This window comes from Rathayibacter sp. VKM Ac-2754 (assembly GCF_009807095.1).
Lineage (GTDB): Bacteria > Actinomycetota > Actinomycetes > Actinomycetales > Microbacteriaceae > Rathayibacter.
In genome coordinates this window covers 425,022-447,339 of sequence record NZ_WUCC01000001.1, presented here as the reverse complement: position 1 = coordinate 447,339, position 22,318 = coordinate 425,022, and the positions used below count along the sequence as shown (strand labels likewise).

The following is a 22,318-nucleotide window of genomic DNA, read 5'->3' as shown; positions in this document are numbered from 1 at the left end:
CGAGCGTAGGGCGTGTTGAACACGATCCCGCGTGCTCCGCTCGGCCTGATCGCTCGATCTGCGGCGTCGCGGATCTCGTCCCATGCCCGCATGGGCCTTCGATCCGCTCCTTGCAGCTCGCACGATCAGGCCGTGCTCGCGACGGCGGTCTCGTGTCCAACACGCCCTGGCGACCGTCCCGTCAGTCGGGCAGGACCCACGCGTGCGGCCCCACGGTCACGCCGCCGACCGTCACCGTCTCGTCACCGAGATTGAGGGCCAGGCGAGCCGTCTCGCCATCGGGACCGTCCGCGATCAGCAGGACGGCGGTGTTCGAGAGGTCGACCGTCCTGGTGCGCGACCGGGCGAGCCACGGGTGCCGCCGCCGGAAGGCGATGACCTCCTGGTGGGTCCGGTAGGCGTCGCCGCGCGGCCACTCGCCCGGGTCGGCCGGGAACTCGGGGCGGATCGCGTCGTCGCCGCCCGCGCGCTCCTCCTTCACTCCCTCGAGCCCGCGCTCGTCGCCCGAGTACACGCTCGGGACTCCGCCGACGAAGCCGAGGATCGCGGTCGCGTGCCCGTGGTGCCTGCTGTCCGAGATCGCGCTCGCCAGTCGGGTCACGTCGTGGTTGCCGATGAAGGTGAGGGGGAGGAACTCGTCGAGGAACCCGCCGTGCCGCTGCAGCGTCCAGTCGAGCTCGAAGAGGTTGCCCTGCTCGATCGACGAGCGCACCGACTTCCACAGCTCGTACTGGGTGACGGAGTCGAGCCCCGACTCGCGGACGTACTCCGAGTAGTCGCCGTGGATGACCTCGCCGACGAACCACGCCCCGGGGAAGCGCTCGCGCAGCGGATCGATCGCGGCGCGCCAGCTGCTCGGGTCGACCGCGTAGGCCGCGTCGAGCCGCCACCCGTCGATGCCGCGCTCGAGCCAGTGCGCCATCACCGAGGACACGTACTCGGCGACCTCCGGATTCGCGGTGTCGAGCTCGACGAGCGCCTCGTGCCCCTCGAACACGTCCACCGGCAACCCGTCGACCTCGCGCGCCGACGGCCCGCGCGAGAACCGCGCCGCGGCGGCGGAGCCGGCACCGGCGGCGACGGCCTCGCGCCACCACGGGTGGTCGCGGCCGACGTGGTTGAAGACGCCGTCGAAGAGCACGCGGATCCCGCGCTCGCGGCACGCGGCGATCAGCTCGTCGAGGTCGCGCTCGTCGCCGAGGCGCGGGTCGACCGTGAAGTGGTCGATCGTGTCGTACCCGTGGGTCATCGACGAGAAGACCGGGCCGAGCAGGAGGCCGTTGCAGCCCACCGCCAGCAGGTCGTCGAGCCAGGGGAGGATCGAGCGGAGGCGGTGCCGCGGCTCGTCGCCTGGACCAGGGCCCTCGGCGGCCGTGGCCTCCGCGCCGGTGAATCCGAGGGGGTACACCTGCCACCAGATGGCTGTCGTGATCCAGTCGTTCGTCGTCTGCGTCATCGTCGCGATCCCTTCGGCGAGCTCGGGCGCGCGCCGGAGGGAGTGTAGCGACGCCGACTGACCCGTCCCCGGGCATCGTCACGCCGCTCCGGGCCGCTGGGCCGCGAGCCAGACCAGCACCTCGGCCGCCCCTCCGATCGACGCCGGCACCGTGACGGAGGCGACTGCGAGCCCGAGCAGCGCGCAGACGAGCCCGACGGCGCCCGACCGGCGCTCGCCGCGGTGCAGCAGCGCCACGGCCCCGACGACCACGCCGGCGACCCCGGTGCCGACGGACGGGAGGGCCCAGAGCGGATGCACCGCCGAGGTCACGGCGAGGAGCCCGAGGGCGAGCGCCGCGAGCCCGGGCTCCCGCGGCGACCGTCTCCTGAGGCGGGCGACGGGCGGGCGATCGAGGGCGGGTGGCGGCGGGAGAACGGCGGCGGGGGCGAGGAGGAGGATCGACATGCCACGATCCTCACGAGCCGCCGAGCTCGGTGGGCCGGGGGAGCGCGGTTCGGTGGAGGGGTCGGCCGAGCGCCCCCTGTGGAGGACGATCGGCGCGATCGGACCCTTCCTCGAGCGCGGATCGGCGTCGTTCCGGGCTTCGCGGGGCGTGATTCGCGAGGAATCGGGGATCGGGCTGGTAGGTTACGGACGGTCCGACCGGTCGAGGGCGTCCGTCCCCGACCGAGGACGATCCACATTCACCAGCTGTTCTCAACAGCGCGAACGTCCTGGGAGGACACTCCAATGGCTGACAAGTCGCTCAACCGCACCGAGCTCGTCGCGAAGATCGCCGCGGACTCCGGCCAGAGCCAGGCCGCCGTCAACGGCGTCCTCGACTCGCTCTTCACCACCCTCGCCGACTCCGTCTCGAACGACGTGAAGGTGACCATCCCGGGCTGGATCGCCGTCGAGCGCACCTCCCGCGCCGCGCGCACCGGCCGCAACCCGCAGACCGGTGAGACCATCCAGATCGCCGCCGGCCACTCGGTCAAGGTCTCCGCGGGCACCAAGCTCAAGGCCGCCGCGAAGTAGTCGCTGCGACCCGGCCGTCTCCGACGGCCCTCCGACGACGGCCCCGGTACGCGCCGGGGCCGTCGTCGTCCGCAGTCGCGGCTCCCGATCAGCCGCGAGAACGTAGGCTTGACGGGTGAATCGAACCGTCCGGATCGTCGGCCCGGCGCTGCTCCTGGTGGCCGCCGCCCTCGTCGCGCTCCTGGCAGCGCTGGCGTTCGGCCGCGGTGCCGACGCGCAGGCCATCAGCGATCCCGGCCCCGTCGTCCGCTACGGCCTCCCGCTCGCGAAGCTCGCCGTCAACCTCGGCGCCGCCGGGATGATCGGCTCCCTCGTGCTGACGCTCTTCGCGCTCAGCCCCCGCGCCGTCGCGCGCGCGGCGGCCGATCGCAGGGTCCTGGTCGGAGCGGGCGCCCCCGTCCGCGAGGCCCGTCCCGAGCCCGCCGCCGCCCCGGAGCCGCGCACCGAGTTCACCGTCGCCCTCGACGTCGCCGCCGCGAGCGCCGCGTTCTTCGCCGCCGCCTCCGCCGTCACGGGCTTCTTCACCTTCCTCAACGTCACGCAGACGCCGCTGAGCCTCGACCGAGACTTCGGCACCAAGCTCAGCTACTTCATCGGCAGCATCCCCGTCGGCCAGTCCTGGCTCATCACGACCCTGCTGGCGGCGGTCGTCACGGTGCTCTGCTTCGCCGTGCGCAACCAGACCGCGCTCGTCTTCGTGACGGGCATCGCGCTCCTCACCCTCCTGCCGATGGCGCAGCAGGGCCACGCCGCGGGCGCCAGCGGGCACGACGCCGCCGTCACCGCGCTCGGCCTGCACCTCGTCTTCGCCGCGATCTGGCTCGGCGGGCTGATCACGATCATCGTGCTGCGCCCCCTCCTCGCCGGTGCGCGCCTGCTCCCCGTGATCGAGCGCTACTCGAGCCTCGCTCTCGTGAGCTTCGTGGTCGTGGCCGCCTCCGGCTACGTCAGCGCCGAGCTCCGCCTCGCCACGCTCGACAACCTGCTGACGGGCTACGGCGTCCTCGTCCTCGTCAAGGTCGCCGTCCTCATCGCGCTCGGACTCTTCGGCGTGCTTCAGCGCCGCGTCCTGATCGCGCGCATGCGGGCCGCGGGCGGCTCGGGCGGGCGCAGCTTCTGGTGGCTGGTCGCCGCCGAGCTCACCTTCATGGGCATCGCCTCGGGAGTCGCGGCGGCCCTCGCCCGCACCGCGACGCCCGTCGACCAGGTCGCGGCGTCGCAGCTCACCAACCCGACCCCCGCCGAGCTGCTGACCGGCGAGCCGCTGCCGCCGGCTCCGAGCGCCCTGAACTTCGTCACCCTCTGGAACGTCGACCTGGTCTGGCTGCTGTTCTGCGCCTTCGGCATCGCCTTCTACGTCGCGGGCGTCGTCCGCCTGCACCGCCGCGGCGACAGCTGGCCCGTCCACCGCACGGTCCTCTGGATCGCCGGGATGCTCCTGCTCGCCTACATCACGAACGGCGGAGTGAACGCCTACGAGAAGTACCTGTTCAGCGCGCACATGCTCTCGCACATGGTGCTGACGATGGCCGTCCCGCTCCTGCTGGTCCCCGCCGCGCCGGTGACCCTCATCGCTCGTGCCGCGACGCGCCGGACCGACGGCTCCCGCGGACCCCGCGAGTGGGTCCTCCTCGCCGTGCACTCGCGCTTCGCGACGGCCGTCTCGCACCCGATCGTCGCCGCGCTGCTGTTCGTCGGCTCGCTCTGGGGCTTCTACTACTCGCCGCTGTTCCGCTGGGCGACCACCGACCACATCGGGCACGAGTGGATGATCGTGCACTTCCTGATCACGGGCTACCTCTTCGTGAGCGTGCTGATCGGAGTCGACCCCAGCGTCCACCGCGTCCCCTACCCGATGCGCCTCCTGCTGCTGCTGGGCACGATGGCCTTCCACGCGTTCTTCGGCCTCGCCCTGATGACCGGCACGGGCCTCCTCCTCGCCGACTGGTACGGCGCGATGGGCTGGGGAACCGATGCGCTGGCCGACCAGCAGGCGGCCGGCGGCATCGCGTGGAGCATCGGCGAGATCCCGACGCTCGCCCTCGCGATCGTCGTGGCCATGATGTGGAGCCGCTCCGACGACCGCGAGACCAAGCGCCGCGATCGCCAGGCCGACCGCACGGGCGAGGCCGAGCTCTCGGCCTACAACGACCGCCTGGCGACCCTCCAGAAGCGCGGCTGAGTGGGGGTTGTCCCCCCTTTTCCCCTGAGCGCACCCCCGCATCGCACGATCGCGGGCCGGGAGCCCCAGAGCCCTTCCTAGGCTGGCCCCGCCGCTCGACCCGGCCCGTGCCGACGCGGGTCCGAGGTGCGAGGCGGCGTCCGACCAGAAGGGGGATCCATGATCGAGGCACGAGGACTGACGAAGAGGTTCGGGGCGAAGACGGCTGTCGACGCGATCGACTTCACCGTGGCGCCGGGGAAGGTGACGGGGTTCCTCGGACCCAACGGGGCCGGCAAGTCGACGACGATGCGGATGATCGTGGGGCTCGACCGGCCGACCGCCGGCTCCGTGCGGGTGAACGGCCGCCCCTACGCCGAGCACGCCGCGCCGCTGCGCGAGGTGGGCGCCCTGCTCGACGCGAAGGCGGCGCACCGCGGGCGCTCGCTCCGCGACCACCTGCGCGTCATCGCCGCGACCCACCGCATCCCGCGTGCGAGGGTCGAGGAGGTCATCGAGTTCGTGGGCCTCGAGAGCGTCGCCCGCAAGCGCGTCGGAGGCTTCTCGCTCGGCATGGGCCAGCGGGTCGGCATCGCGACGGCTCTGCTGGGCGACCCGCAGACACTGCTGCTCGACGAGCCGGTCAACGGCCTCGATCCGGAGGGGGTGCGCTGGGTCCGCGACTTCGTGCGCTCGCAGGCGGCGGACGGCCGCTGCGTGCTGCTCTCCTCGCACCTGATGAGCGAGATGGCGCAGACCGCCGACCACATCATCGTCCTCGGGCGCGGCCGGGTCCTCGCGGATGCCCCGCTGGCCGACTTCCTCGCCGAGTCCCGGCCGCGCGTGCGCGTCGAGAGCCCGGAGGCGCCGCGTCTCGCGGAGCTGCTCGCGCTCCGCGGCGCGCACGTCGAGTCGGTCTCCGGCGGGCTCGACGTCGACGGGATGGACGCGCCGACGATCGGCGACCTCGCGCTCGGCAGCGGGATCGCCCTGCACGGCCTCACCCCGCTCACCCGCTCGCTCGAGGAGGCGTACACCGCCATGACCGCGGACGCGCTCGAGTACTCCACCCCCGCTTCGCAGCCCCTGGAAGGAGCGGCCCGATGACCGCGCAGGCCCCCGCCGTCCGACGTCCCGACCTCGACGGCGTGCGCCTGCGCGCCGGAGGCGTCATCGCCTCCGAGGTGCTCAAGCTCGCCACCGTCCGCTCGACCTGGTGGTCGTTCGGCATCTGCATCGTGCTCGCCCTCGGGCTCGCGCTGCTCCTGGGCGCCAGCTTCACACCCGACACCGCGTCGGTGCTCGGCGCCCCTACACTCGTCGTCAGCGGAGCGACCGCCCATCTGCAGTTCGTCGGCCTGGTGGTCGCGGTGCTCGGGGCGCTCTCGATCGGCGGCGAGTACTCGACGGGCATGATCCGCTCGACCTACACCGCGGTCCCGAAGCGCCTGCCGTCGCTCCTCGCCCGAGGGGGAGTGGTCGCGATCGCGTCGTTCCTGGTCGGCGTCGTCACCACGGTCGGCTCGTTCCTGATCATCGCGGCGATGCTCGCACCCGAGGGCGTCGACGTGTCCCTGTTCGACGACGGGGTGCTCGCGGGGCTCCTCGGAGGCGCCTTCTACCTCGCGGTGATCGGCGCGTTCTCGGTCGGCCTCGCCGCGCTCGTGCGCAGCACCGCCGCGGCGATCGGCCTGTCGGTCGGTGCGCTGTTCGTGCTTCCGATCGTCGCCTCGCTCGCGGGGGCGCTGCTCGAGGCGCGCTGGATCGACGACGCGAGCCCGTACCTGCTGTCGAACCTCGGCCTGACGCTGTCGAGCCTGCCCGGCCAGGGGCTGATCGAGGCTCCCGCGGCCGCGCTCGCCAGCGTCGCGTGGGTCCTCGCCGTCTGGATGCCCGCCCTGCTGGTCACCCGCCTGCGCGACGTGTGACCCGAGCGCTCCTCCCCAGGCCCGCTCCGCGCGGAGCGCCTGGGGAGGAGCGCGGCGCGCCCGGGAGGGCTGGGTACAGTGGACCGGTGACGAACCCGACCCTCTCCGACGAGCAGCAGCGGGTGTTCGACCTCATCGAGAACACCCGCGAGCACCTCTTCGTCACCGGCCGTGCGGGCACCGGCAAGTCCACCCTCCTCAACCACCTCAGCTGGAACACCGAGAAGCAGATCGTGATCTGCGCCCCGACCGGAGTCGCCGCCCTCAACGTGGGCGGCCAGACCATCCACTCCCTGTTCCGCCTGCCGATCGGCGTCATCGCCGATTCCGACCTCGATCAGCCGCCCGAGCTGCGCAAGCTCCTCAACACCATCGACACCCTCGTGATCGACGAGATCTCGATGGTCAACGCCGATCTGCTCGACGGCATCGACCGCAGCCTCCGCCAGGCGCGGCAGCGGCGGTCCGAGCCGTTCGGAGGCGTCCAGGTCGTCCTCTTCGGAGACCCGTTCCAGCTCGCGCCCGTTCCCGGTGATCCGGAGGAGCGCGCCTACTTCGCCGACCGCTACCGCTCGCTGTGGTTCTTCGACGCGCTGGTCTGGCAGGAGGCTCCGCTGCGGATCGTCGAGCTCGGCCGGATCCACCGCCAGAGCGACGAGCGCTTCAAGTGGATGCTCAACGCCGTGCGCTTCGGGATGGTCACGAAGGAGATCGCCGACGTCCTCAACGAGGCGGGTGCGCGCACGCCTCCGGACAACGACGCGATCACCCTCGCGACGCGCAACGACACCGTCAACCGGATCAACCAGACCGCGCTCGCCCGACTGAAGGGCCCGCTCAAGACGGCCACCGCCGAGATCAGCGGCGACTTCGGCGGGCGCACCTACCCGGCCGATCAGAACCTCGAGCTCAAGATCGGCGCGCACGTCATGTTCCTCCGCAACGACGCGGAGCAGCGCTGGGTCAACGGCACGATCGGCCGCGTGACCAAGGTCGCCGGCACGGTGTGGGTCGAGGTCGACGGCGAGGTGCACGAGGTCGAGCCCGCGACGTGGGAGCGCTACCGCTACTCCTACTCGGCGGCCACCAAGAAGCTGACGCGCGAGATCGTGGCCGAGTTCGCGCAGTTCCCGCTGCGGCTCGCCTGGGCCGTGACCATCCACAAGTCGCAGGGCAAGACCTACGACGCCGCCGTCGTCGACCTCGGTCAGCGCGCGTTCGCGCCGGGGCAGACCTACGTGGCGCTCAGCCGGATCACGAGCCTCGAGGGTCTGTACCTCACCCGGCCGCTGCGGCCGAGCGACATCATCGTCGACAAGGACGTGCTGCGCTTCATGTCCGAGCGCCGCGCGGAGCCCGCCGCGATCGCCGACACCGCGCCGACCGAGGCGAGCTGAGTCTCAGGCCGCCATCCGCGAGCGCGCGAGCTCGCGGAACAGCTCGCTGGTGAGCCGGTACGCCTCCGCCACCTCGGCGATGACGCGATCGCGCTCGGCGTCGTCCCACCCCGCCGCGTCGAGCTGCTCGCGGTAGACCGCGCGGAAGGCGGAGGGCGCGGCGATCTCGGCGTACAGGAAGAAGCCGACGCCGTTCGTCTCGAAGCCGAAGCGGCGCTGGAGGAGCGTCCGCACGATGGCGCAGCCCGACAGATCGCCGAGGTAGCGCGTGTAGTGGTGGGCGATGAAGCCGCCGCTCCAGCCGTCCGCCACCGTGCGGATCCGCTCGACGTACTCGGCGGTCGAGGGCAGCGGAGCGATCCGCTCGCGCCAGTCCTCGCCGACCAGGAAGCGCAGGTCCTCCGCGATCGCCGGCAGGCGGGTCAGCTGGGGGGAGAGGAAGACGGCGGCGACCGGATCGTCGGCCATCGAGTCGGCGACGGCCTCGAGCGCCTCGTAGACGAAGTAGTGCTGGGAGATCATCGCGATGTAGTCGTCGCGGCTGCCGGAGCCGGTCATCAGGGCGGTCATGAAGGCGGCGCCCTCGTCGTCGGCTCCCGACTGGCCGATCCGCTCGCGCAGCGCCTCCGAGAACGGGATCACGTTCGACACGGTGGCCTCCGTCCGGTTTCTTAGGATGGCCTTACCGTAGCCGAGCCGACCGGCCGCTGCCAGGGGCGGAGGCGATTCAGTGCCCGTGCCCGCCGTCGACGCTGCTCATCATCCCGCCCATGTCGCCCGTCCCCTCCGACGAGGCCGCGAGGGCCGGAGTCGCCAGCGCCGAGACGGTCAGCGCACCGGCGAGCAGGCCGATCACGGCGCGCGAGGCCGGCACCGAGCGCTCGGGCGCGCGCGGCGCCCTCAGCGTCCGGGCGACGACGGCCGCGGCGGCGAGCAGCAGGGCTCCCGCGGCGATCAGGGGGAGCGGGTCGCGGAGGAGGCCCGCCGCGATCACGAGGACCAGGCCCGCCGTGGCGATGGCGGCCACCGAGAGAGCCGTCCGGGGCAGCGGGAAGCGGCCGAGCGCGAGGACGGCGACGGCCCAGGCCAGCTCGACGACGCCCAGCGCGGCCAGGGGCACGGCGGCCGCGTCGCCCCGGCCCGCGGCCGACGAGACGTGCACGAGCCCCGCGCCGAGAGCGGCGAAGGCGGCGTTGCAGCGGGCGACGGTGGACATCTCTCGGCTCCAGGGGCGGCGGCTCCCGGGGGAGCGCGGAAGGAGGCCCCGGATCGACACACCGCATCGTGTCGTCCGGGGCCGTTCGGTCCGTCCGCCGCGGAAAACGGCGGGCCCGCGGCGGACGGAGTCTGTGGGGGCGGCGAACCGCCCGGGTCATGCGGTCGCGGTGCGTGCTCCCGAGCGCTTCTCGAGGCCGAGGCCCGCTCCGAGGAGCACCAGGGCGCTGGCGAGGTGCAGGAAGTGGTCCGCGGTGTTGAGCGCGAGCACGTTGAGCGACGTGTTGACGAGGAAGAAGCCGACGACCCCGAGGAGCAGGTACAGGCCCCCGACCGTCGCGTTGACGGTCTTCGCGGCCGGCGCCGTCGAGAGCCCGGCGATCAGCAGCGCGCCGCCGATCAGCAGGTGCGCGACGTTGTGGAGAGGATTGACCTCGAAGATGCCGAGCAGGAGCCCGCCGTCGGTGGCGAGGAACTGCACTCCGCCGGTGACGACGAAGCCGAGCAGCCCGACGACGACGTAGACGGCGCCGAAGACCGAGGCGATCAGACGATTGGGTGAACCGGTCATGGTCTCGCAGCCTCCTCGAACCGGCGGCCTCTCGCCGCACATCCTCTCTTCGGAGCACCGGCCCGAGCGGTTTGGAGCGATCCGCGTCACGGTCCGGACACGAATGGCCCGTGCCGCGCCGGGGGCCGCCCGGTCGTCGAGGCGGCGCCCGTACAGTGGAGGGCATTCCACAAGGCGTCCGGGGGGATTCGAGGGCATGGCTCTGCAACTGAAGGCCGTGCCGTCGACGGCCGTGCTGCCGAAGGGCCTGCGGGCGAGGTCCTCGCGCCTCCTCGCTTCTGCACTGGTCCTGGCGCTCGCCGGGTGCACCGGCGGCACCGCCTCCTCGGTGCCCGCCGCGCCGGACGGGCCGGTCCCGGACGAGCTCGCGACCGCGCTCTCGGGGTTCCTCGGCGAGGCGCAGGCCGCCTCCGGTGCCACCGGAGCCGTCGCCGGCGTCTGGTCGCCGTGGGCCGGCGGCTGGGAGACCGCGATCGGGGTCGTCGGCGACGCCGACCCGACTCCGCTGACCACCGACGCGCACGTGCGCCTGGGCACAGGCGGCACCGAGGCGATGACCTGCGACGTCGTGGTCGCTCTCGCCGAGGAGGGGCGCGTCGACCTCGACGCCGACGTGGGGGAGTCGCTGACCTCGCTCCCCGGCATCGAGGGGCTCACCCTGCGCCAGCTCTGCGCGCACACCTCGGGTCTCGCCGACTTCCGCTCGGCGCTCTGGCCGACCGTGATCCAGAACCCGATCCGCGAGTGGCCGACGATGGAGCTGATCTCGGCCGCCCAGGTCCGCTCGCCCACCGCCGCCCCCGGTGCGGCGTGGTCCGACTCCTCCACAGGCCCGCTGCTCGCCGGGCTCGTGATCTCGGAGGTGACGGGGCGCAGCGTCGCCACCCTCTACGACGACTACGTGGTCCCGCGGTACGGCCTCCGGAGCACCCGGCTGCCCTCGGCGCGCGACGTCGACCTGCCCGCGCCCGCGCCGCGCGGCTACTCGGCCGCCCTCGCCCCCGACGGAGGCGTGCGCTGCGACGTCCGCCGCGACGTGGGCACCGCCTCCCCGTCGGCTCTCGGCGCCGCGGGAGGCGCGGTCACCGACCTCGAGGACCTCCGCCGCCTGGCGTTCGGGCTCGCGGCCGACCCCGCGGGCGACGCCGTCTGGGCCGACGCCGTCCCGCAGGGCCAGGGGCGCCCCGACTGGCTGCTCGCCGGTCTCGGCGGTCACCAGGCCGGTCCGCTGCGCGGGTTCTCGGGAGTCGCACCCGGCTTCGTCACGGCCGCCTACTCGGATCCCGAGTCGGGCCTCACCGTCGCGGTCTCCCTGAACAGCTCCACGCCCGGCCCCGACTTCGCGGCGAACGTCGCGCGCGGACTCGCGGCGATCGCCGTGGCGCAGGCCGGCGAGGGCACCGCGCCCGGTCTGCCGTGGACGGTCGACAGCGAGCGCACCGCGATCCTGACCGGCTACCCGCGCTGCTGACGCGTGGCAGGCGAGCGGTGCCGGCTGTCCGTCCGGTGCCGCCGCCCTCCGGCGGTGCGCCCTACCCTGGAGCCATGCCGATCGTTCCCGACACCAAGGACTGGACGTGGGCGGCCGAGCGCCCCTGCCTCGAGTGCGGCTTCGACGCCTCGCTGGTGGAGCCTGCCGCCGTCCCCCATCTCATCCGCGAGAACGCGGCCGGCTGGCCGTACGTCCTCGAGCGCGACGACGCCGCCGGTCGGCCCGACGACGAGACCTGGTCGCCGCTCGAGTACGCGGCGCACGTGCGCGACGTCCACCGCATCTACCGCCTGCGCCTCGGGCTGATGCTCGAGGGCGACGACCCGCTCTTCCCCAACTGGGACCAGGACGTCACCGCCGTGGAGGACCGCTACTCCGAGCAGGACCCCGCGGTCGTCGGGCGGGAGCTGGTCGACGAGGCCGAGCTGATCGCGGCCGCCTTCGAGGGGGTATCGGGCGACCAGTGGTCTCGCCCGGGCCGCCGCAGCGACGGAGCGGCCTTCACGGTCGCGACGATGGCGCGCTACTACCTGCACGACGTGGTGCACCACCTGCACGACGTCGACGGCTGAGCCGGCTCGTCAGTAGTCGATGAGCTGCGGATTCAGGAACGACAGGGTCCGCGCGTAGGCGAGGGCCGCCGAGGCGGGGCTGACCGCGTCGACGAGGTTCCCGTTGGCGAAGTGCCGCCCCGCGCCGGGGTAGGTGTGCGCCGTGACGGGGGTGCCCGCGTCCTTGAGCCGGCCGACGAACGACTCCGGATCGTCCCCCTCCGTCCACTCGTCGTGCTGCGCGTAGTGCAGGAGGGTCGGGCACGGGACGAGGGCGTGCTCCTCGCGTCCGAGGGTCGCGTAGTAGGCGACGACCGCGTCGACCAGACCCGTGGCGGCCGCGAGCAGCCCGAGGCGCCCGCCGAACCCGAACCCGATGATGGCGCTGCGCTCGGCACCCGCTGCCGCCCCCGAGCGCACCGCCTCGGTGACGGAGGCGAGCGCGCGGTCCTCGGCGGCCATCGCGGCCAGGTCCTCCGCGTCCTCGGGAGCGAGGGTCGCCCAGCCGTCGTAGAGGTCGGGGACGAGCACGTGGTAGCCGTGCTTCGCGACGGCCTCGGCGAACGGCTCCATCCAGGGGAGCCGGCCGTGGACGTCGTGCAGCACGACCACGACCGGACGACCGGGGCGCCCGAACTCGAGGGCGATGCCCGGCGACGGGATCTGGACCAGCTCTGTCACGGTCCCAGCCTGCACCGTGGAGGCCCCGGATCCGCGTGCCTGCGCCGATCCGCCCGGCGTGTCGGGCTCGGAGGACGCTCCGGCACCACCTGGCGACGTCACCCGCGGATGCACGAGATTGTCGACAATTCAGGTTAGCCTGCCCTTATGAACTCGACCTCCTCGGCCCGCCCGCTCCTCCGCTCAGCCTCGACGGTCGCCGCCGCGGTCGTCGTCCTCGCCCTCAGCGCCGGCTGCAGCGGTGCGACGGCGGCGAGCCCGGAAGCCGGAGGAGTCACGGTCGAGACCGTGCTCGGCGAGGTCACCGTGCCGGACCGCATCGAGTCGGTCGTCGTGATCGAGGGGCGCCGCGATCTGGACATCGCCCTGTCGCTCGGGCTCCCCGTGGTCGGCTTCCCGCGGGAGGAGGAGGGGGCCCTCGAGCTCGAGTCGCCGCTCGCCGGTGCCCTCGACGCCGCGGTCGCGAGCGGCGCGGAGCCGCTGTTCCTCGCCGACGAGATCAATGTGGAGGCGATCGCCGCCGCAGCGCCGTCGCTCATCATCAGCCGATCCGACGACGTCGAGCCGATCCTCGAGGAGCTCCAGGTCATCGCTCCGGTGCTGGCGATCGGCGAGCAGGACGTCTCGACCTGGCAGGACGATCTCAGGCTGGTCGGCCGGGCGACCGGCACGCTCGATCGCGCCGACGAGCTGATCGCCGAGTACGAGGCCGCGGTCGCCGAGGTCTCGAGCACCTACGCCGACGTCATCGCCGCGCACGCTGTCGCGCCGATCGGCATCGACTCCGACGGATCGCAGGTGCGGCCGAACCGCCTGCTGTCCACGGTGCTGCGCGATGTCGGTGCGATGCCGACCGCGGCCTTCGCCGAGGCCGTCGAGTCGGGCGAGGGTGTCGAGTACGGCCCCGAGCAGCTGTACGACGCGCACAGGGATGCGGACGGCATCGTGGCACTCGTCAACGTCGCCGACGAGTGGGCCGCCGTGCAGGAGAACCCCCTCTGGTCGCAGCTGCCGGCGGTGCAGGCCGGCCACGTGGTGCGGTCGGACAAGTCGACGCACGAGGGCGGGCCGATGACGGCGATGCACGCCATCGAGGTCGTCGAATCGCTCTACGCCTCCTTCTGAGCGCAGTGCCGGTGGGCAGGGTCGCGCCTGGTGCGTCAGTGCGCCACGGAGTCCTCGTCGCGGCCGCCGTCGTCGGCGCGGTGCTCGTCGCCGCCGTCGCGAGTCTGCTGACGGGCACTCGCGGGCTGGATCCGGCGACGGTCCTCGCGGCGCTCTCGGGGCACGCAGGAGCGGAGGCGGAGGCGATCGTGCTCGGCCAGCGGGTGCCGCGCACGGCGATCGGCATCGCGGGAGGCGCCGCGCTCGCCCTGGGCGGGGCGCTCGTCCAGGCCCACACTCGGAACCCGCTGGCCGACCCGGGGCTGCTCGGAGTGACGGCCGGATCGGCGCTCGCCGTCGTGACCGCCGTCTCGGTGCTCGGCGTCAGCACCCCGGCCGGACACCTCTGGTTCGCCTTCGCCGGTGCCGCGATCGGCACCGTCCTCGTCGCCGCCTTCGGCGCGACCGCGCGATCGCGCCGAGACAGCGGCCCCGCCTCCCTGGTCCTCGCCGGAGCCGCGGTGTCGGCGCTGCTCAGCGCCGCCACCGGCGTGATCCTCCTCCTCGACACCGCCGCACTCGACGAGTACCGCTTCTGGACGGTCGGATCGCTCGCCGGAGGCCGCGGCGAGGAGGTACTCGGCGCGGTCCTCCCGTTCCTCCTCCTCGGAGCGGTGCTCGCCGTCTCGCAGGGCTCGACTCTGAACGCCCTCGCGCTCGGTGACGACGTCGCGGCGTCCCTCGGCCGGTCCGTCGTCGCGAGTCGGGTGGTGGGGCTGCTGGCGGTCGTCCTGCTCGTGGGAGGGGCCGTGGCCTGCGTCGGCTCCCTCGGCTTCGTGGGCCTGGTCGCCCCGCACCTCGTGCGTCGGTTCGCCGGAGGCGACCAGCGTCGGATCCTGCCCCTGTCGGCCGGAGCGGGAGCGCTGATCGTCCTGGCGGCCGACATCGTCGGGCGGGTCCTCGTCGCTCCCGCCGAGCTCCCGGTCGGTGTGACGCTGGCCGTGCTCGGCGGCCCGGCGTTCCTCGTCATCGTCCTCCGGTCGGCTCGTCGTCGTCGGCCTGACGCGGTGATCCGATGACGGGAGCGCGACGCCCGCGTCTCGTCGCGGCCACCGCCTCGATCCTGGCGGTCGGGATCGCCGTGCTCTCGCTCGGCGTCGGCGACGTCCCGCTGCCTCCGGACCGAGTGGTCGGGATCCTCCTCGGCGGCGGGAGCCCGCAGGAGGAGCTCATCGTGCTGCAGCTCCGGCTCCCGCGCGCCGTCCTGGGCCTGCTGATCGGGCTCGCACTCGGAGTCTCCGGGGCGATCGTGCAGACCACGGCGCGCAACGCTCTCGCCAGCCCCGATCTGCTCGGGGTGACCGCGGGGGCCAGTGCCGGGGCGGTCGCGGTCATCGTGCTCGGCGGCTCCAGCGGGCGGGTCGCCGGGGTCCTGAGATCAGCGGGGATCCCCGTCGCCGCCGTCGTCGGCGGCCTGCTCGCGGCCGCCCTGGTCGCCGCCGTCCTGCGCATCGTCGACTCCGGTGGTGTCCAGCCGCTTCTCGTCGGTGTCGGTGTCTCCGCCTTCTTCAGCGGGCTCGTGAGCTGGATGCTGATCGCCGCGGACATCGACGACGCGGCGCGGGCCAACGTCTGGCTCACGGGGTCGCTGAACAACCGCGGCTGGACGGAGTCGCTCGCGGTGGCAGTGGTCGTCGCCCTCGTGATGCTCGCCCTCGCCCCCCTCGCGACGAGGATCCCGGCGCTGACCCTGGGTCTCGAGGTCGCCCGGACGCTCGGCGTGCGGACGCTCCCGACCGTCGTCGCGCTCCTGGTGCTCTCGGTGCTGCTCGTGTCGGCGGCGACGGCCGCGGCCGGACCGATAGCGTTCGTCGCTCTCGTCGCGCCGCACCTCTCCCGGATGCTCGCGCGGGCCTCCCGGGCGCCGCTCCCGGCCGCCGGCGCGATCGGCGCCGTCCTGGTCGTCGCGAGCGATCTGCTCGCCCGGATCGCACTCGCCCCTCTGATCCTGCCGGTCGGTGCGGTGACCGCCGCCATCGGCGCCCCGTTCCTCCTCTGGCTCCTCGTACGCAGAAGGACAGCACTCCGATGACCCCTCCCGCCTCCGGATTCGAGATCCGCGACCTCACGGTGTCGTACGGCCGTCACCGCGCCGTCGACAGCGTGAGCGCCCGCATCCCCGCCGGCGCGATCACCGCGGTCATCGGTCCGAACGGCTGCGGCAAGTCGACCCTGCTGCGCTCCCTCGCGGGTCTCGTCCGCGGTCCTCGGGGTCACCTCCTGCTCGACGGCCGCGACCTCGCGGACCTCCCACCGCGGCTCTACGCCCGAGAGGTCGCGATGCTGCCCCAGGCGCCCCTCGCTCCCGACGGGATGACCGTCGCCGAGCTCGTCTCGCGGGGGCGGGACCCGCATCGGAGGCTGTTCCGGCCGTGGTCCGCGGAGGACGAGAGCGTCGTGCAGGAGACGCTCGCCGCCACCGGGCTGACCGACCTCGCGCAGCGGCCGCTCGACTCGCTGTCCGGCGGTCAGCGTCAGCGCGCCTGGATCGCGATGACGGTGGCGCAGCGGACGCGGGTGATGCTGCTGGACGAGCCGACGACCTACCTCGACGTCGCGCACCAGCTCGAGGTCCTGGCTCTGATCGAGGAGCTGCACAGCCGCTCCGGTGCGACCGTCGTCATGGTGCTGCACGAGCTCAGTCTCGCCGCGCGGCACGCCGACCACCTCATCGCGATGAAGGACGGCCGCATCGTCGCGGCAGGCCCTCCCGCCGACGTCGTGACCGAGCGCGTGCTGGCCGACGTCTTCGGGATCGAGGCCGAGATCCTCGCCGACTCCCGGACCGGCCGGCCGGTCGTGGTCCCGCTCGGGCCGGCGGGAGAATGGCGGTCGTGACCTCCTCGCCCCCTGATCCGGCCCGCTCGGACGCCTCCACCGCCCGGCCGAGCGACGCGGTGCGGCGGATGATCACCTCGGGCGCGCTCGCGCCGGGGACCCGGGTCACCGAGGCGATGCTCGCGGGAGTGCTCGGCACGTCGAGGTCGCCGGTGCGCGAGGCGCTGCGCGTCCTCGAGCAGGAGGGTCTGCTCGTCTCCCTCCCGAATCGCGGAGTCACCGTCGTGCAGCTCACGCCGCAGGACGTCTACGAGATCTCGACGCTGAGACGGACCCTCGAGGAGATGGCGGTCCGGATCGGCGTTCCGGTCACCGCGCCCGAGCGCCTGCGCCGGGTCGAGAGCGCCTTCGAGCTGATGCAGGAGCACGCCGTCGCCGGGCGGGAGGAGACGGCGGCCGAGGACAGCTACCGCTTCCATCTCGCCGTCGTCGGGCTGGCGGGCCACGGCAGGCTCGAGCGGGCGTACAGCTCCCTCGCCCTGCAGCTCGCGATGGATCTGAATCGTCGCGCCCGCTCCAGCAGGGAGACGCTGATCGAGCGGGCGGAGCGGCACCGGCCGGTCCTGCAGGCGATCCGGCGGGGAGACCCGGCCGCGGTCGTGGAGGCGCTCGGAGAGGAGGCGGCTCTGCTGCCCGTTGCGCGGGCGGGTCGGCCTGCGGCGCTGACTCCCGAGGCCGCGGCCTGGTTCGACCGAGCGCGGGAACTGGGCGAGGGCCGTCTCTGGAGCGAATGACGGGAATTCTGGAGCGAGTGACGGGAATCGAACCCGCGCCATCTGCTTGGGAAGCAGAAGTTCTACCATTGAACTACACTCGCGCGGCGCCGTTTCGGGCGCGTCTCCCATCGTAGCAAGGCGTGCGGGAGGGCCGGAACGCGGCCGCGGCTAGGATCGGCTCGTGCTGCTCTCCGACCGCGACATCAAGTCCGAACTCACCTCCGGCCGCGTCGGTCTGGCGCCGCACGATGCATCGATGATCCAGCCGTCGTCCGTCGATGTGCGCCTCGATCGGTTCTTCCGGCTGTTCGACAACCACCGCTACCCGTACATCGATCCGGCGGAGGACCAGCCCGAGCTGACCCGGCTGGTCGAGACCCCCGCGGGGGAGGCGTTCATCCTCCACCCCGGTGAGTTCGTGCTCGGCTCGACCTACGAGGAGGTCTCGCTGCCGGACGACATCGCCGCGCGACTCGAGGGCAAGAGCTCGCTCGGGAGGCTCGGGCTCCTCACCCACTCGACCGCGGGGTTCATCGATCCGGGCTTCACCGGGCACGTGACACTCGAGCTGAGCAATGTCGCGACGCTGCCGATCATGCTCTGGCCGGGCATGAAGATCGGTCAGATGTGCTTCTTCCGCCTCAGCTCACCGGCCGAGAAGCCGTACGGCTCCGCCGAGTACAGCTCGCGCTACCAGGGCCAGCGCGGCCCGACCGCGTCGCGGTCGTCGCTGAACTTCCACCGCACCGACGTCTACTCCGACTGACCCCGGGCCCCGTCGGTCGGCTCAGCCGAGCAGGCGGGGGAGCTGCAGGACCAGCCAGGGGGAGAACGCCCACGGGGCCGCGCGGACCGCGGCGAGCGTCGCCTCCGGGTCGACCCACTCGTAGTCCATGACCTCGTCGGGCTGCGGGTTCAGCGCCTCGCGGCTCGAGAGCGTCGCGGTGTAGACGGGGCAGATCTCGTTCTCGACGACTCCGGAGGCGTCGACCGCGCGGTAGCGGAAGTCGGGCAGGGCGACCTCGAGCGACTCGAGGCGCGCGCCGAGCTCGCGCTCGGCCCGGCGCACCACCGCGTCCTCGATCCGCTCGCCGGGAGCGGGGTGGCCGCAGAACGAGTTGGTCCAGACGCCCGGCCAGGTGCGCTTCTCGAGCGCCCGCCGCGTGACGAGCAGCGCGCCGTCCGGAGCGAAGACGTGGCACGAGAAGGCGAGGTGCAGGGGAGTGGCGGTGTCGTGGACCGTCGCCTTGTCGGCGACGCCGATCGCGCCGCCCGTCTCGTCGAGCAGCACCACCTGCTCGATCTCGTCGGTCAGCACCGCGATTCCTCCCGAAGTCATGACGGTAAGTCAAGCACGCTCCGGTAACTCAGCCGGCTTATTGCTAGAGAAGCGAGTTTGTTAGCCTCAGCACGTGGATACGCGAGACTCCGTAGTTCTCTCCCGGCGACGGCAGGAGCACGTCGACGCCGTGCTCGATCGCTTCTTCTCGCTGGCGCGCGCCAGAGCGGGCCGCCTCGGCCCCCGCTACCTCACGCTCTGGCAGACCCTCGAGGCCAACACCCGCGGCGGCAAGCGCTTCCGCCCCCTGATGGTCATCTCGGCCTACGAGGCCCTCGGCGGCACCGACCCTGAGGCGGCGGCCCACCTCGGCGCCGCGTTCGAGCTCCTCCACACGGCCCTGATCGTGCACGACGACGTGATCGATCGCGACTTCGTCCGCCGCGGCGGCCCGAACGTCTCGGGGAGCTACCGCGACGAGGCCACCACCGCCGGGCTCTCCATCCCGATCGCCGAGCACCGCGGCACCTCGGTCGCCGTCATCGCGGGCGACCTGGCGCTCACCGGCGCCCACCGTCTCGTCGAGGGCGTCGGAGCCGACGACGCCGTGCGCGCCCGGCTCCTCACCCTGCTCGACGAGGCCGTCTTCGCCTCAGCCGCGGGGGAGCTCGCCGACGTCGACTTCTCGCTGATGCCCGGCATGCCCACCGTCGACGAGGTGCTCGAGATGGAGCGCCTGAAGACCGCGGTGTACTCGTTCGAGGCGCCGCTGCAGGCCGGCGCGATCCTCGCGGGGGCCGACGACGAGGTCGTCGCGGCGCTGGGCGAGTTCGGCCGCTGCATCGGCATCGCCTACCAGATCGTCGACGACCTGCTCGGGGTGTTCGGCGAGGAGGTGCAGACGGGCAAGACCACGCTCGGCGACCTCCGCGAGGGCAAGCGCACCGTCCTGATCGCCCACGCCGCGGGGACCGACTGCTGGCCCGACATCGAGGACCTGATCGGCGACGAGCATCTGAGCGGCGAGACGGCCGAGCGCGTGCGCCGGATCCTCGTGGAGTGCGGGGCCCGCAGCTACGCCGAGAACCTCGCCGACGACTTCGCGACCCGGGCCTGGCAGGCGCTCACGGTGCCCGCTGTCCCGGAGGCGTTCCGCACCGAGGTCCGCCCACTGGTCGCGAGCGTCGTGGGACGCACCCGATGAGCGCCCGCAGCACGGCCCGCGGACTCCGCCACGCGCGGACCGTCGCCACGATGCCGCACGCCGCGCCCCGCCGACGTACGGTGGCACGATGAGCCGGCAGAGCGAACTGTACGACCGCGTCGCCCACGAGGCGTCGGCGCAGGTGATCCGCCGCTACTCGACGTCGTTCGGGCTGGCCACGCGTCTGCTCGGCCCGGGTGTCCGCGAGCGGGTCGAGGACGTCTACGCGCTGGTCCGCGTCGCCGACGAGATCGTCGACGGCGTCGCCGAGGAGGCGCGGCTCGACCGCGCCGCCGTCGAGGAGGCGCTCGACGCCTTCGAGGCCGAGACCGAGCGGGCTCTCGAGACCGGCTACAGCGCCAACCTCGTCATCCACGCCTTCGCGAGGACCGCGCGGGCGACCGGTTTCGGCACCGAGCTCACGGCGCCGTTCTTCGCCTCGATGCGCGCCGACCTCCGCGAGACCGAGCACACTCCCGAGTCGTTCGAGGCCTACGTCTACGGCTCGGCCGAGGTCGTCGGGCTGATGTGCCTGCACGTGTTCCTCGCGGCTCCGGATGCGGGTCTCGTCTCCCCCGCGCAGCGCGAGCGTCTCGTCGCCGGCGCGCGCCGCCTGGGCTCGGCGTTCCAGAAGGTCAACTTCCTCCGCGATCTGGCGGCGGATGTCGACGGGCTCGGACGCAGCTACTTCCCGGGCGTCGACCCGCGCGACTTCTCCGAGCAGGACAAGGCGATCCTCCTCGCCGACCTCGACGCCGACCTCGAGGCGGCCGCCGCGATCGTGCCCGAGCTGCCCCGCTCGTCGCGCCGGGCCGTGCGTCTCGCGCACTCGCTGTTCGAGGCGCTGGCGGACCGCATCCGCGAGACGCCCGCCGAGGAGCTCCTGCGCGCCCGCGTCAGCGTGCCGACCGCGACCAAGGCCGCGCTCGCCGCCCGCGCGGCGGTCTCGACTCTCGGACCGCGACTCGGTCAGGGACCCGCCCGTGCCGCTCGCTCGCAGTCCGGATCGCACCGCGCGGTCGTGATCGGCGGCGGGATCGGCGGTCTCGCCTCCGCGGCTCTGCTCGCCCGCGACGGCTTCGACGTCACCCTGCTCGAGGCGAAGGACGTCGTCGGCGGTCGCGCCGGCTCATGGGAGAATGACGGCTTCCGCTTCGACACCGGACCCTCGTGGTACCTGATGCCCGAGGTGTTCGACCACTTCTTCCAGCTGATGGGCTCGAGCGCCGCGGAGCGCCTCGACCTCGTCACGCTCGACCCGGGCTACCGGGTCTACAGCGAGGGGATCGAGGAGCCGATCGACGTGCTCGCCGACCTCGAGTCGAACCTCGCCCTGTTCGAGCGCATCGAGCCCGGCGCGGGCGAGCGCCTGCGCTCCTACCTCGACTCGGCCCGGGACACCTACGAGGTCGCGAAGCGCCGCTTCCTCTACACGAGCTTCTCGTCGTTCCTGCCGCTGCTGCGCCGCGACGTGCTGAGTCGCACGAGCACGCTCGGGCGCCTGCTCCTCACTCCGCTCGACACCCTCGCCGGCAAGACGGTCACCGACAACCGGCTCCGCCAGATCCTCGGCTACCCGGCCGTGTTCCTCGGCTCCTCGCCGTTCAGTGCGCCGAGCATGTACCACCTGATGAGCCACCTCGACCTGGCCGACGGCGTGCTCTACCCGATGGGCGGCATCACGACGCTGATCGACGCCGTGCGGGACGTCGCCGAGGAGGCGGGGGTGCGCATCCGCACCTCGTCGCCGGCCACGCGGATCCTCACCGCCCGCGCCCCGCGCGGCAGCCGCTGGGACGCCGAGGTCGTCGGCGTCGAGTTCGAGGGGCCGGAGGGGACCGGGCAGATCGCCGCCGACCTCGTCGTGAACGCCTCCGACCTCTTCACCACCGAGCAGTCGCTGCTGCCCGACGAGCTGCGCACCTACCCGCCGTCGTACTGGGAGAACCGCGAGCCCGGCCCGAGCGCCGTCCTCGTGCTGCTCGGTGTGCGCGGGGAGCTGCCCCAGCTCGAGCACCACACCCTGCTCTTCACGCAGGACTGGCGCGACAACTTCGGCCGCATCTTCGGCGAGAACCCCTCGGTGCCGGACCCGGCCTCGATCTACGTCTGCCGCCCGAGCGCGACCGACCCCTCGGTCGCTCCGGAGGGGCACGAGAACCTGTTCGTGCTCGTGCCGATCCCGGCCGACACCTCGATCGGGCACGGCGGAGTCGACGGCGCGGGCGATGCGCGCGTCGAGGCCATCGCCGACGCCGTGATCGAGCAGATCGCGACCTGGACCGGAGCGACCGACCTCGCCGAGCGCATCGTCGTCCGCCGGACCATCGGCCCGGCGGATTTCGAGAGCGACCTCGGCGCGTGGCGCGGCTCGATGCTCGGCCCGTCGCACGTGCTCTCGCAGAGCGCCTTCTTCCGCGCCGGCAACATCAGCAAGCACGTCGACGGCCTGCTCTTCGCGGGAAGCTCGACGATCCCGGGCATCGGCCTGCCGATGTGCCTGATCAGCGCCGAGGTGATGCTCAAGCGGGTGCGCGGCGACGTCTCGACCGAGCCGCTGCCGGTGCGCGACGCCCCGGCGGCGCCCGTCGCGCCCGACGTGACGGAGGCGTCCCGCGTCCCGGTCGCGGTCGCGGGGGAGTAGC

General features: G+C 73.0%; 22 protein-coding genes and 1 tRNA gene. 15 read left to right on the top strand and 8 right to left on the bottom strand.

The features are described from left to right. Positions 1–181: 181 nt before the first annotated feature. Both GRS92_RS02235 and GRS92_RS02230 read right to left on the bottom strand, forming a co-directional pair. A complete protein-coding gene (locus GRS92_RS02235; RefSeq protein ID WP_159852887.1) occupies positions 182–1,456 on the bottom strand; it encodes an alpha-amylase family glycosyl hydrolase in 1,275 nt (424 codons plus the stop codon). Positions 1,457–1,534: 78 nt separating this feature from the next. Beyond that, positions 1,535–1,903, bottom strand: coding sequence for a hypothetical protein (locus GRS92_RS02230; RefSeq protein WP_159852885.1), 369 nt, complete (start codon positions 1,901–1,903; stop codon positions 1,535–1,537). 285 nt (positions 1,904–2,188) lie between these two features. Between GRS92_RS02230 and GRS92_RS02225 the strand changes: the two genes are divergently transcribed. The 5 genes from GRS92_RS02225 to GRS92_RS02205 all read left to right on the top strand — a co-directional run bounded on the left by GRS92_RS02225 (position 2,189) and on the right by GRS92_RS02205 (position 7,962). Continuing rightward, a complete protein-coding gene (locus GRS92_RS02225) occupies positions 2,189–2,476 on the top strand; it encodes an HU family DNA-binding protein (RefSeq protein WP_056037903.1) in 288 nt (95 codons plus the stop codon). 115 nt (positions 2,477–2,591) lie between these two features. Next, positions 2,592–4,658, top strand: a complete 2,067-nt coding sequence (locus GRS92_RS02220) for a cytochrome c oxidase assembly protein (RefSeq protein ID WP_204162343.1) — start codon at positions 2,592–2,594, stop codon at positions 4,656–4,658. A 159-nt stretch (positions 4,659–4,817) separates the two neighbouring features. Continuing rightward, positions 4,818–5,744 (top strand): ABC transporter ATP-binding protein, encoded by a 927-nt coding sequence (locus tag GRS92_RS02215; RefSeq protein ID WP_159852883.1) that lies wholly within the window; start codon positions 4,818–4,820, stop codon positions 5,742–5,744. Further along, positions 5,741–6,565, top strand: coding sequence for a hypothetical protein (locus GRS92_RS02210; protein ID WP_159852881.1), 825 nt, complete (start codon positions 5,741–5,743; stop codon positions 6,563–6,565). Before GRS92_RS02215 ends, GRS92_RS02210 begins: the two co-directional genes overlap by 4 nt. Positions 6,566–6,651: 86 nt before the next feature. Further along, a complete protein-coding gene (locus GRS92_RS02205; RefSeq protein ID WP_159852879.1) occupies positions 6,652–7,962 on the top strand; it encodes an ATP-dependent DNA helicase in 1,311 nt (436 codons plus the stop codon). Positions 7,963–7,965: 3 nt separating this feature from the next. Here GRS92_RS02205 and GRS92_RS02200 read toward each other — a convergent pair whose 3' ends face one another. From GRS92_RS02200 to GRS92_RS02190, 3 genes are all read right to left on the bottom strand, one after another. Next, positions 7,966–8,613: a biliverdin-producing heme oxygenase gene (locus GRS92_RS02200; RefSeq protein ID WP_159852877.1), complete on the bottom strand. Its 648-nt coding sequence runs from the start codon at positions 8,611–8,613 to the stop codon at positions 7,966–7,968. Positions 8,614–8,689: 76 nt separating this feature from the next. Further along, positions 8,690–9,178, bottom strand: a complete 489-nt coding sequence (locus GRS92_RS02195) for a hypothetical protein (RefSeq protein ID WP_159852875.1) — start codon at positions 9,176–9,178, stop codon at positions 8,690–8,692. A gap of 156 nt (positions 9,179–9,334) precedes the next feature. Next, on the bottom strand, positions 9,335–9,748 hold the full coding sequence (locus tag GRS92_RS02190) for a DUF4383 domain-containing protein (RefSeq protein ID WP_159852873.1): 414 nt from the start codon (positions 9,746–9,748) through the stop codon (positions 9,335–9,337). Positions 9,749–9,944: 196 nt separating this feature from the next. On the opposite strand from GRS92_RS02190, the gene GRS92_RS02185 reads away from it, so the two are divergent. Together GRS92_RS02185 and GRS92_RS02180 are read left to right on the top strand one after the other, a co-directional pair. After that, a complete protein-coding gene (locus tag GRS92_RS02185; protein ID WP_159852871.1) occupies positions 9,945–11,219 on the top strand; it encodes a serine hydrolase domain-containing protein in 1,275 nt (424 codons plus the stop codon). 74 nt (positions 11,220–11,293) lie between these two features. Then, positions 11,294–11,812 (top strand): DinB family protein, encoded by a 519-nt coding sequence (locus GRS92_RS02180; RefSeq protein ID WP_159852869.1) that lies wholly within the window; start codon positions 11,294–11,296, stop codon positions 11,810–11,812. A 9-nt stretch (positions 11,813–11,821) separates the two neighbouring features. Here GRS92_RS02180 and GRS92_RS02175 read toward each other — a convergent pair whose 3' ends face one another. Then, positions 11,822–12,472, bottom strand: coding sequence for a dienelactone hydrolase family protein (locus GRS92_RS02175; RefSeq protein WP_159852867.1), 651 nt, complete (start codon positions 12,470–12,472; stop codon positions 11,822–11,824). A gap of 147 nt (positions 12,473–12,619) precedes the next feature. Here GRS92_RS02175 and GRS92_RS02170 point away from each other — a divergent pair, with 147 nt between their 5' ends. Genes GRS92_RS02170 through GRS92_RS02150 form a run of 5 tightly spaced genes read left to right on the top strand, consistent with a single transcriptional unit; the run spans position 12,620 to position 17,208 of the window. Continuing rightward, entirely contained in the window at positions 12,620–13,597 is a 978-nt protein-coding gene (locus tag GRS92_RS02170) for an ABC transporter substrate-binding protein (protein WP_159852865.1), read from the top strand. Between the two features lie 38 nt (positions 13,598–13,635). Further along, complete coding sequence (locus tag GRS92_RS02165; protein WP_204162342.1) at positions 13,636–14,655, top strand: FecCD family ABC transporter permease; 1,020 nt, start codon at positions 13,636–13,638, stop codon at positions 14,653–14,655. Continuing rightward, on the top strand, positions 14,652–15,668 hold the full coding sequence (locus GRS92_RS02160) for a FecCD family ABC transporter permease (protein WP_159852863.1): 1,017 nt from the start codon (positions 14,652–14,654) through the stop codon (positions 15,666–15,668). Before GRS92_RS02165 ends, GRS92_RS02160 begins: the two co-directional genes overlap by 4 nt. Then, positions 15,665–16,474: an ABC transporter ATP-binding protein gene (locus tag GRS92_RS02155; protein WP_159852861.1), complete on the top strand. Its 810-nt coding sequence runs from the start codon at positions 15,665–15,667 to the stop codon at positions 16,472–16,474. Before GRS92_RS02160 ends, GRS92_RS02155 begins: the two co-directional genes overlap by 4 nt. Beyond that, positions 16,471–17,208, top strand: coding sequence for a GntR family transcriptional regulator (locus GRS92_RS02150; RefSeq protein WP_159852859.1), 738 nt, complete (start codon positions 16,471–16,473; stop codon positions 17,206–17,208). The genes GRS92_RS02155 and GRS92_RS02150 overlap by 4 nt, the downstream gene beginning before the upstream one ends. A 9-nt stretch (positions 17,209–17,217) precedes the next feature. Here GRS92_RS02150 and GRS92_RS02145 read toward each other — a convergent pair. Continuing rightward, a tRNA-Gly gene (locus tag GRS92_RS02145) sits at positions 17,218–17,291 on the bottom strand. An 80-nt stretch (positions 17,292–17,371) separates the two neighbouring features. On the opposite strand from GRS92_RS02145, the gene dcd reads away from it, so the two are divergent. After that, entirely contained in the window at positions 17,372–17,956 is a 585-nt protein-coding gene (gene dcd, locus GRS92_RS02140) for a dCTP deaminase (protein WP_159852857.1), read from the top strand. Positions 17,957–17,977: 21 nt separating this feature from the next. Here dcd and idi read toward each other — a convergent pair whose 3' ends face one another. After that, positions 17,978–18,505 (bottom strand): isopentenyl-diphosphate Delta-isomerase, encoded by a 528-nt coding sequence (idi, locus tag GRS92_RS02135; RefSeq protein ID WP_159853282.1) that lies wholly within the window; start codon positions 18,503–18,505, stop codon positions 17,978–17,980. A 97-nt stretch (positions 18,506–18,602) separates the two neighbouring features. Here idi and GRS92_RS02130 point away from each other — a divergent pair, with 97 nt between their 5' ends. Then, on the top strand, positions 18,603–19,673 hold the full coding sequence (locus GRS92_RS02130; protein WP_159852855.1) for a polyprenyl synthetase family protein: 1,071 nt from the start codon (positions 18,603–18,605) through the stop codon (positions 19,671–19,673). 88 nt (positions 19,674–19,761) lie between these two features. Then, the gene (gene crtI, locus GRS92_RS19155; protein WP_159852853.1) at positions 19,762–22,317 is read left to right on the top strand and encodes a phytoene desaturase family protein; all 2,556 of its coding nucleotides are present in this window, start codon (positions 19,762–19,764) and stop codon (positions 22,315–22,317) included. Position 22,318 lies beyond the last annotated feature (1 nt).

Coding starts and splice junctions, on each gene's coding strand:
- crtI (WP_159852853.1), top strand. CDS start 19,762: ATGAGCCGGCAGAGCGAACTGTACGACCGCGTCGCCCACGAGGCGTCG.
- GRS92_RS02210 (WP_159852881.1), top strand. CDS start 5,741: ATGACCGCGCAGGCCCCCGCCGTCCGACGTCCCGACCTCGACGGCGTG.
- GRS92_RS02170 (WP_159852865.1), top strand. CDS start 12,620: ATGAACTCGACCTCCTCGGCCCGCCCGCTCCTCCGCTCAGCCTCGACG.
- GRS92_RS02190 (WP_159852873.1), bottom strand. CDS start 9,748: ATGACCGGTTCACCCAATCGTCTGATCGCCTCGGTCTTCGGCGCCGTC.
- GRS92_RS02160 (WP_159852863.1), top strand. CDS start 14,652: ATGACGGGAGCGCGACGCCCGCGTCTCGTCGCGGCCACCGCCTCGATC.
- GRS92_RS02225 (WP_056037903.1), top strand. CDS start 2,189: ATGGCTGACAAGTCGCTCAACCGCACCGAGCTCGTCGCGAAGATCGCC.
- GRS92_RS02155 (WP_159852861.1), top strand. CDS start 15,665: ATGACCCCTCCCGCCTCCGGATTCGAGATCCGCGACCTCACGGTGTCG.
- GRS92_RS02230 (WP_159852885.1), bottom strand. CDS start 1,903: ATGTCGATCCTCCTCCTCGCCCCCGCCGCCGTTCTCCCGCCGCCACCC.
- GRS92_RS02195 (WP_159852875.1), bottom strand. CDS start 9,178: ATGTCCACCGTCGCCCGCTGCAACGCCGCCTTCGCCGCTCTCGGCGCG.
- GRS92_RS02180 (WP_159852869.1), top strand. CDS start 11,294: ATGCCGATCGTTCCCGACACCAAGGACTGGACGTGGGCGGCCGAGCGC.
- GRS92_RS02235 (WP_159852887.1), bottom strand. CDS start 1,456: ATGACGCAGACGACGAACGACTGGATCACGACAGCCATCTGGTGGCAG.
- GRS92_RS02185 (WP_159852871.1), top strand. CDS start 9,945: ATGGCTCTGCAACTGAAGGCCGTGCCGTCGACGGCCGTGCTGCCGAAG.
- GRS92_RS02215 (WP_159852883.1), top strand. CDS start 4,818: ATGATCGAGGCACGAGGACTGACGAAGAGGTTCGGGGCGAAGACGGCT.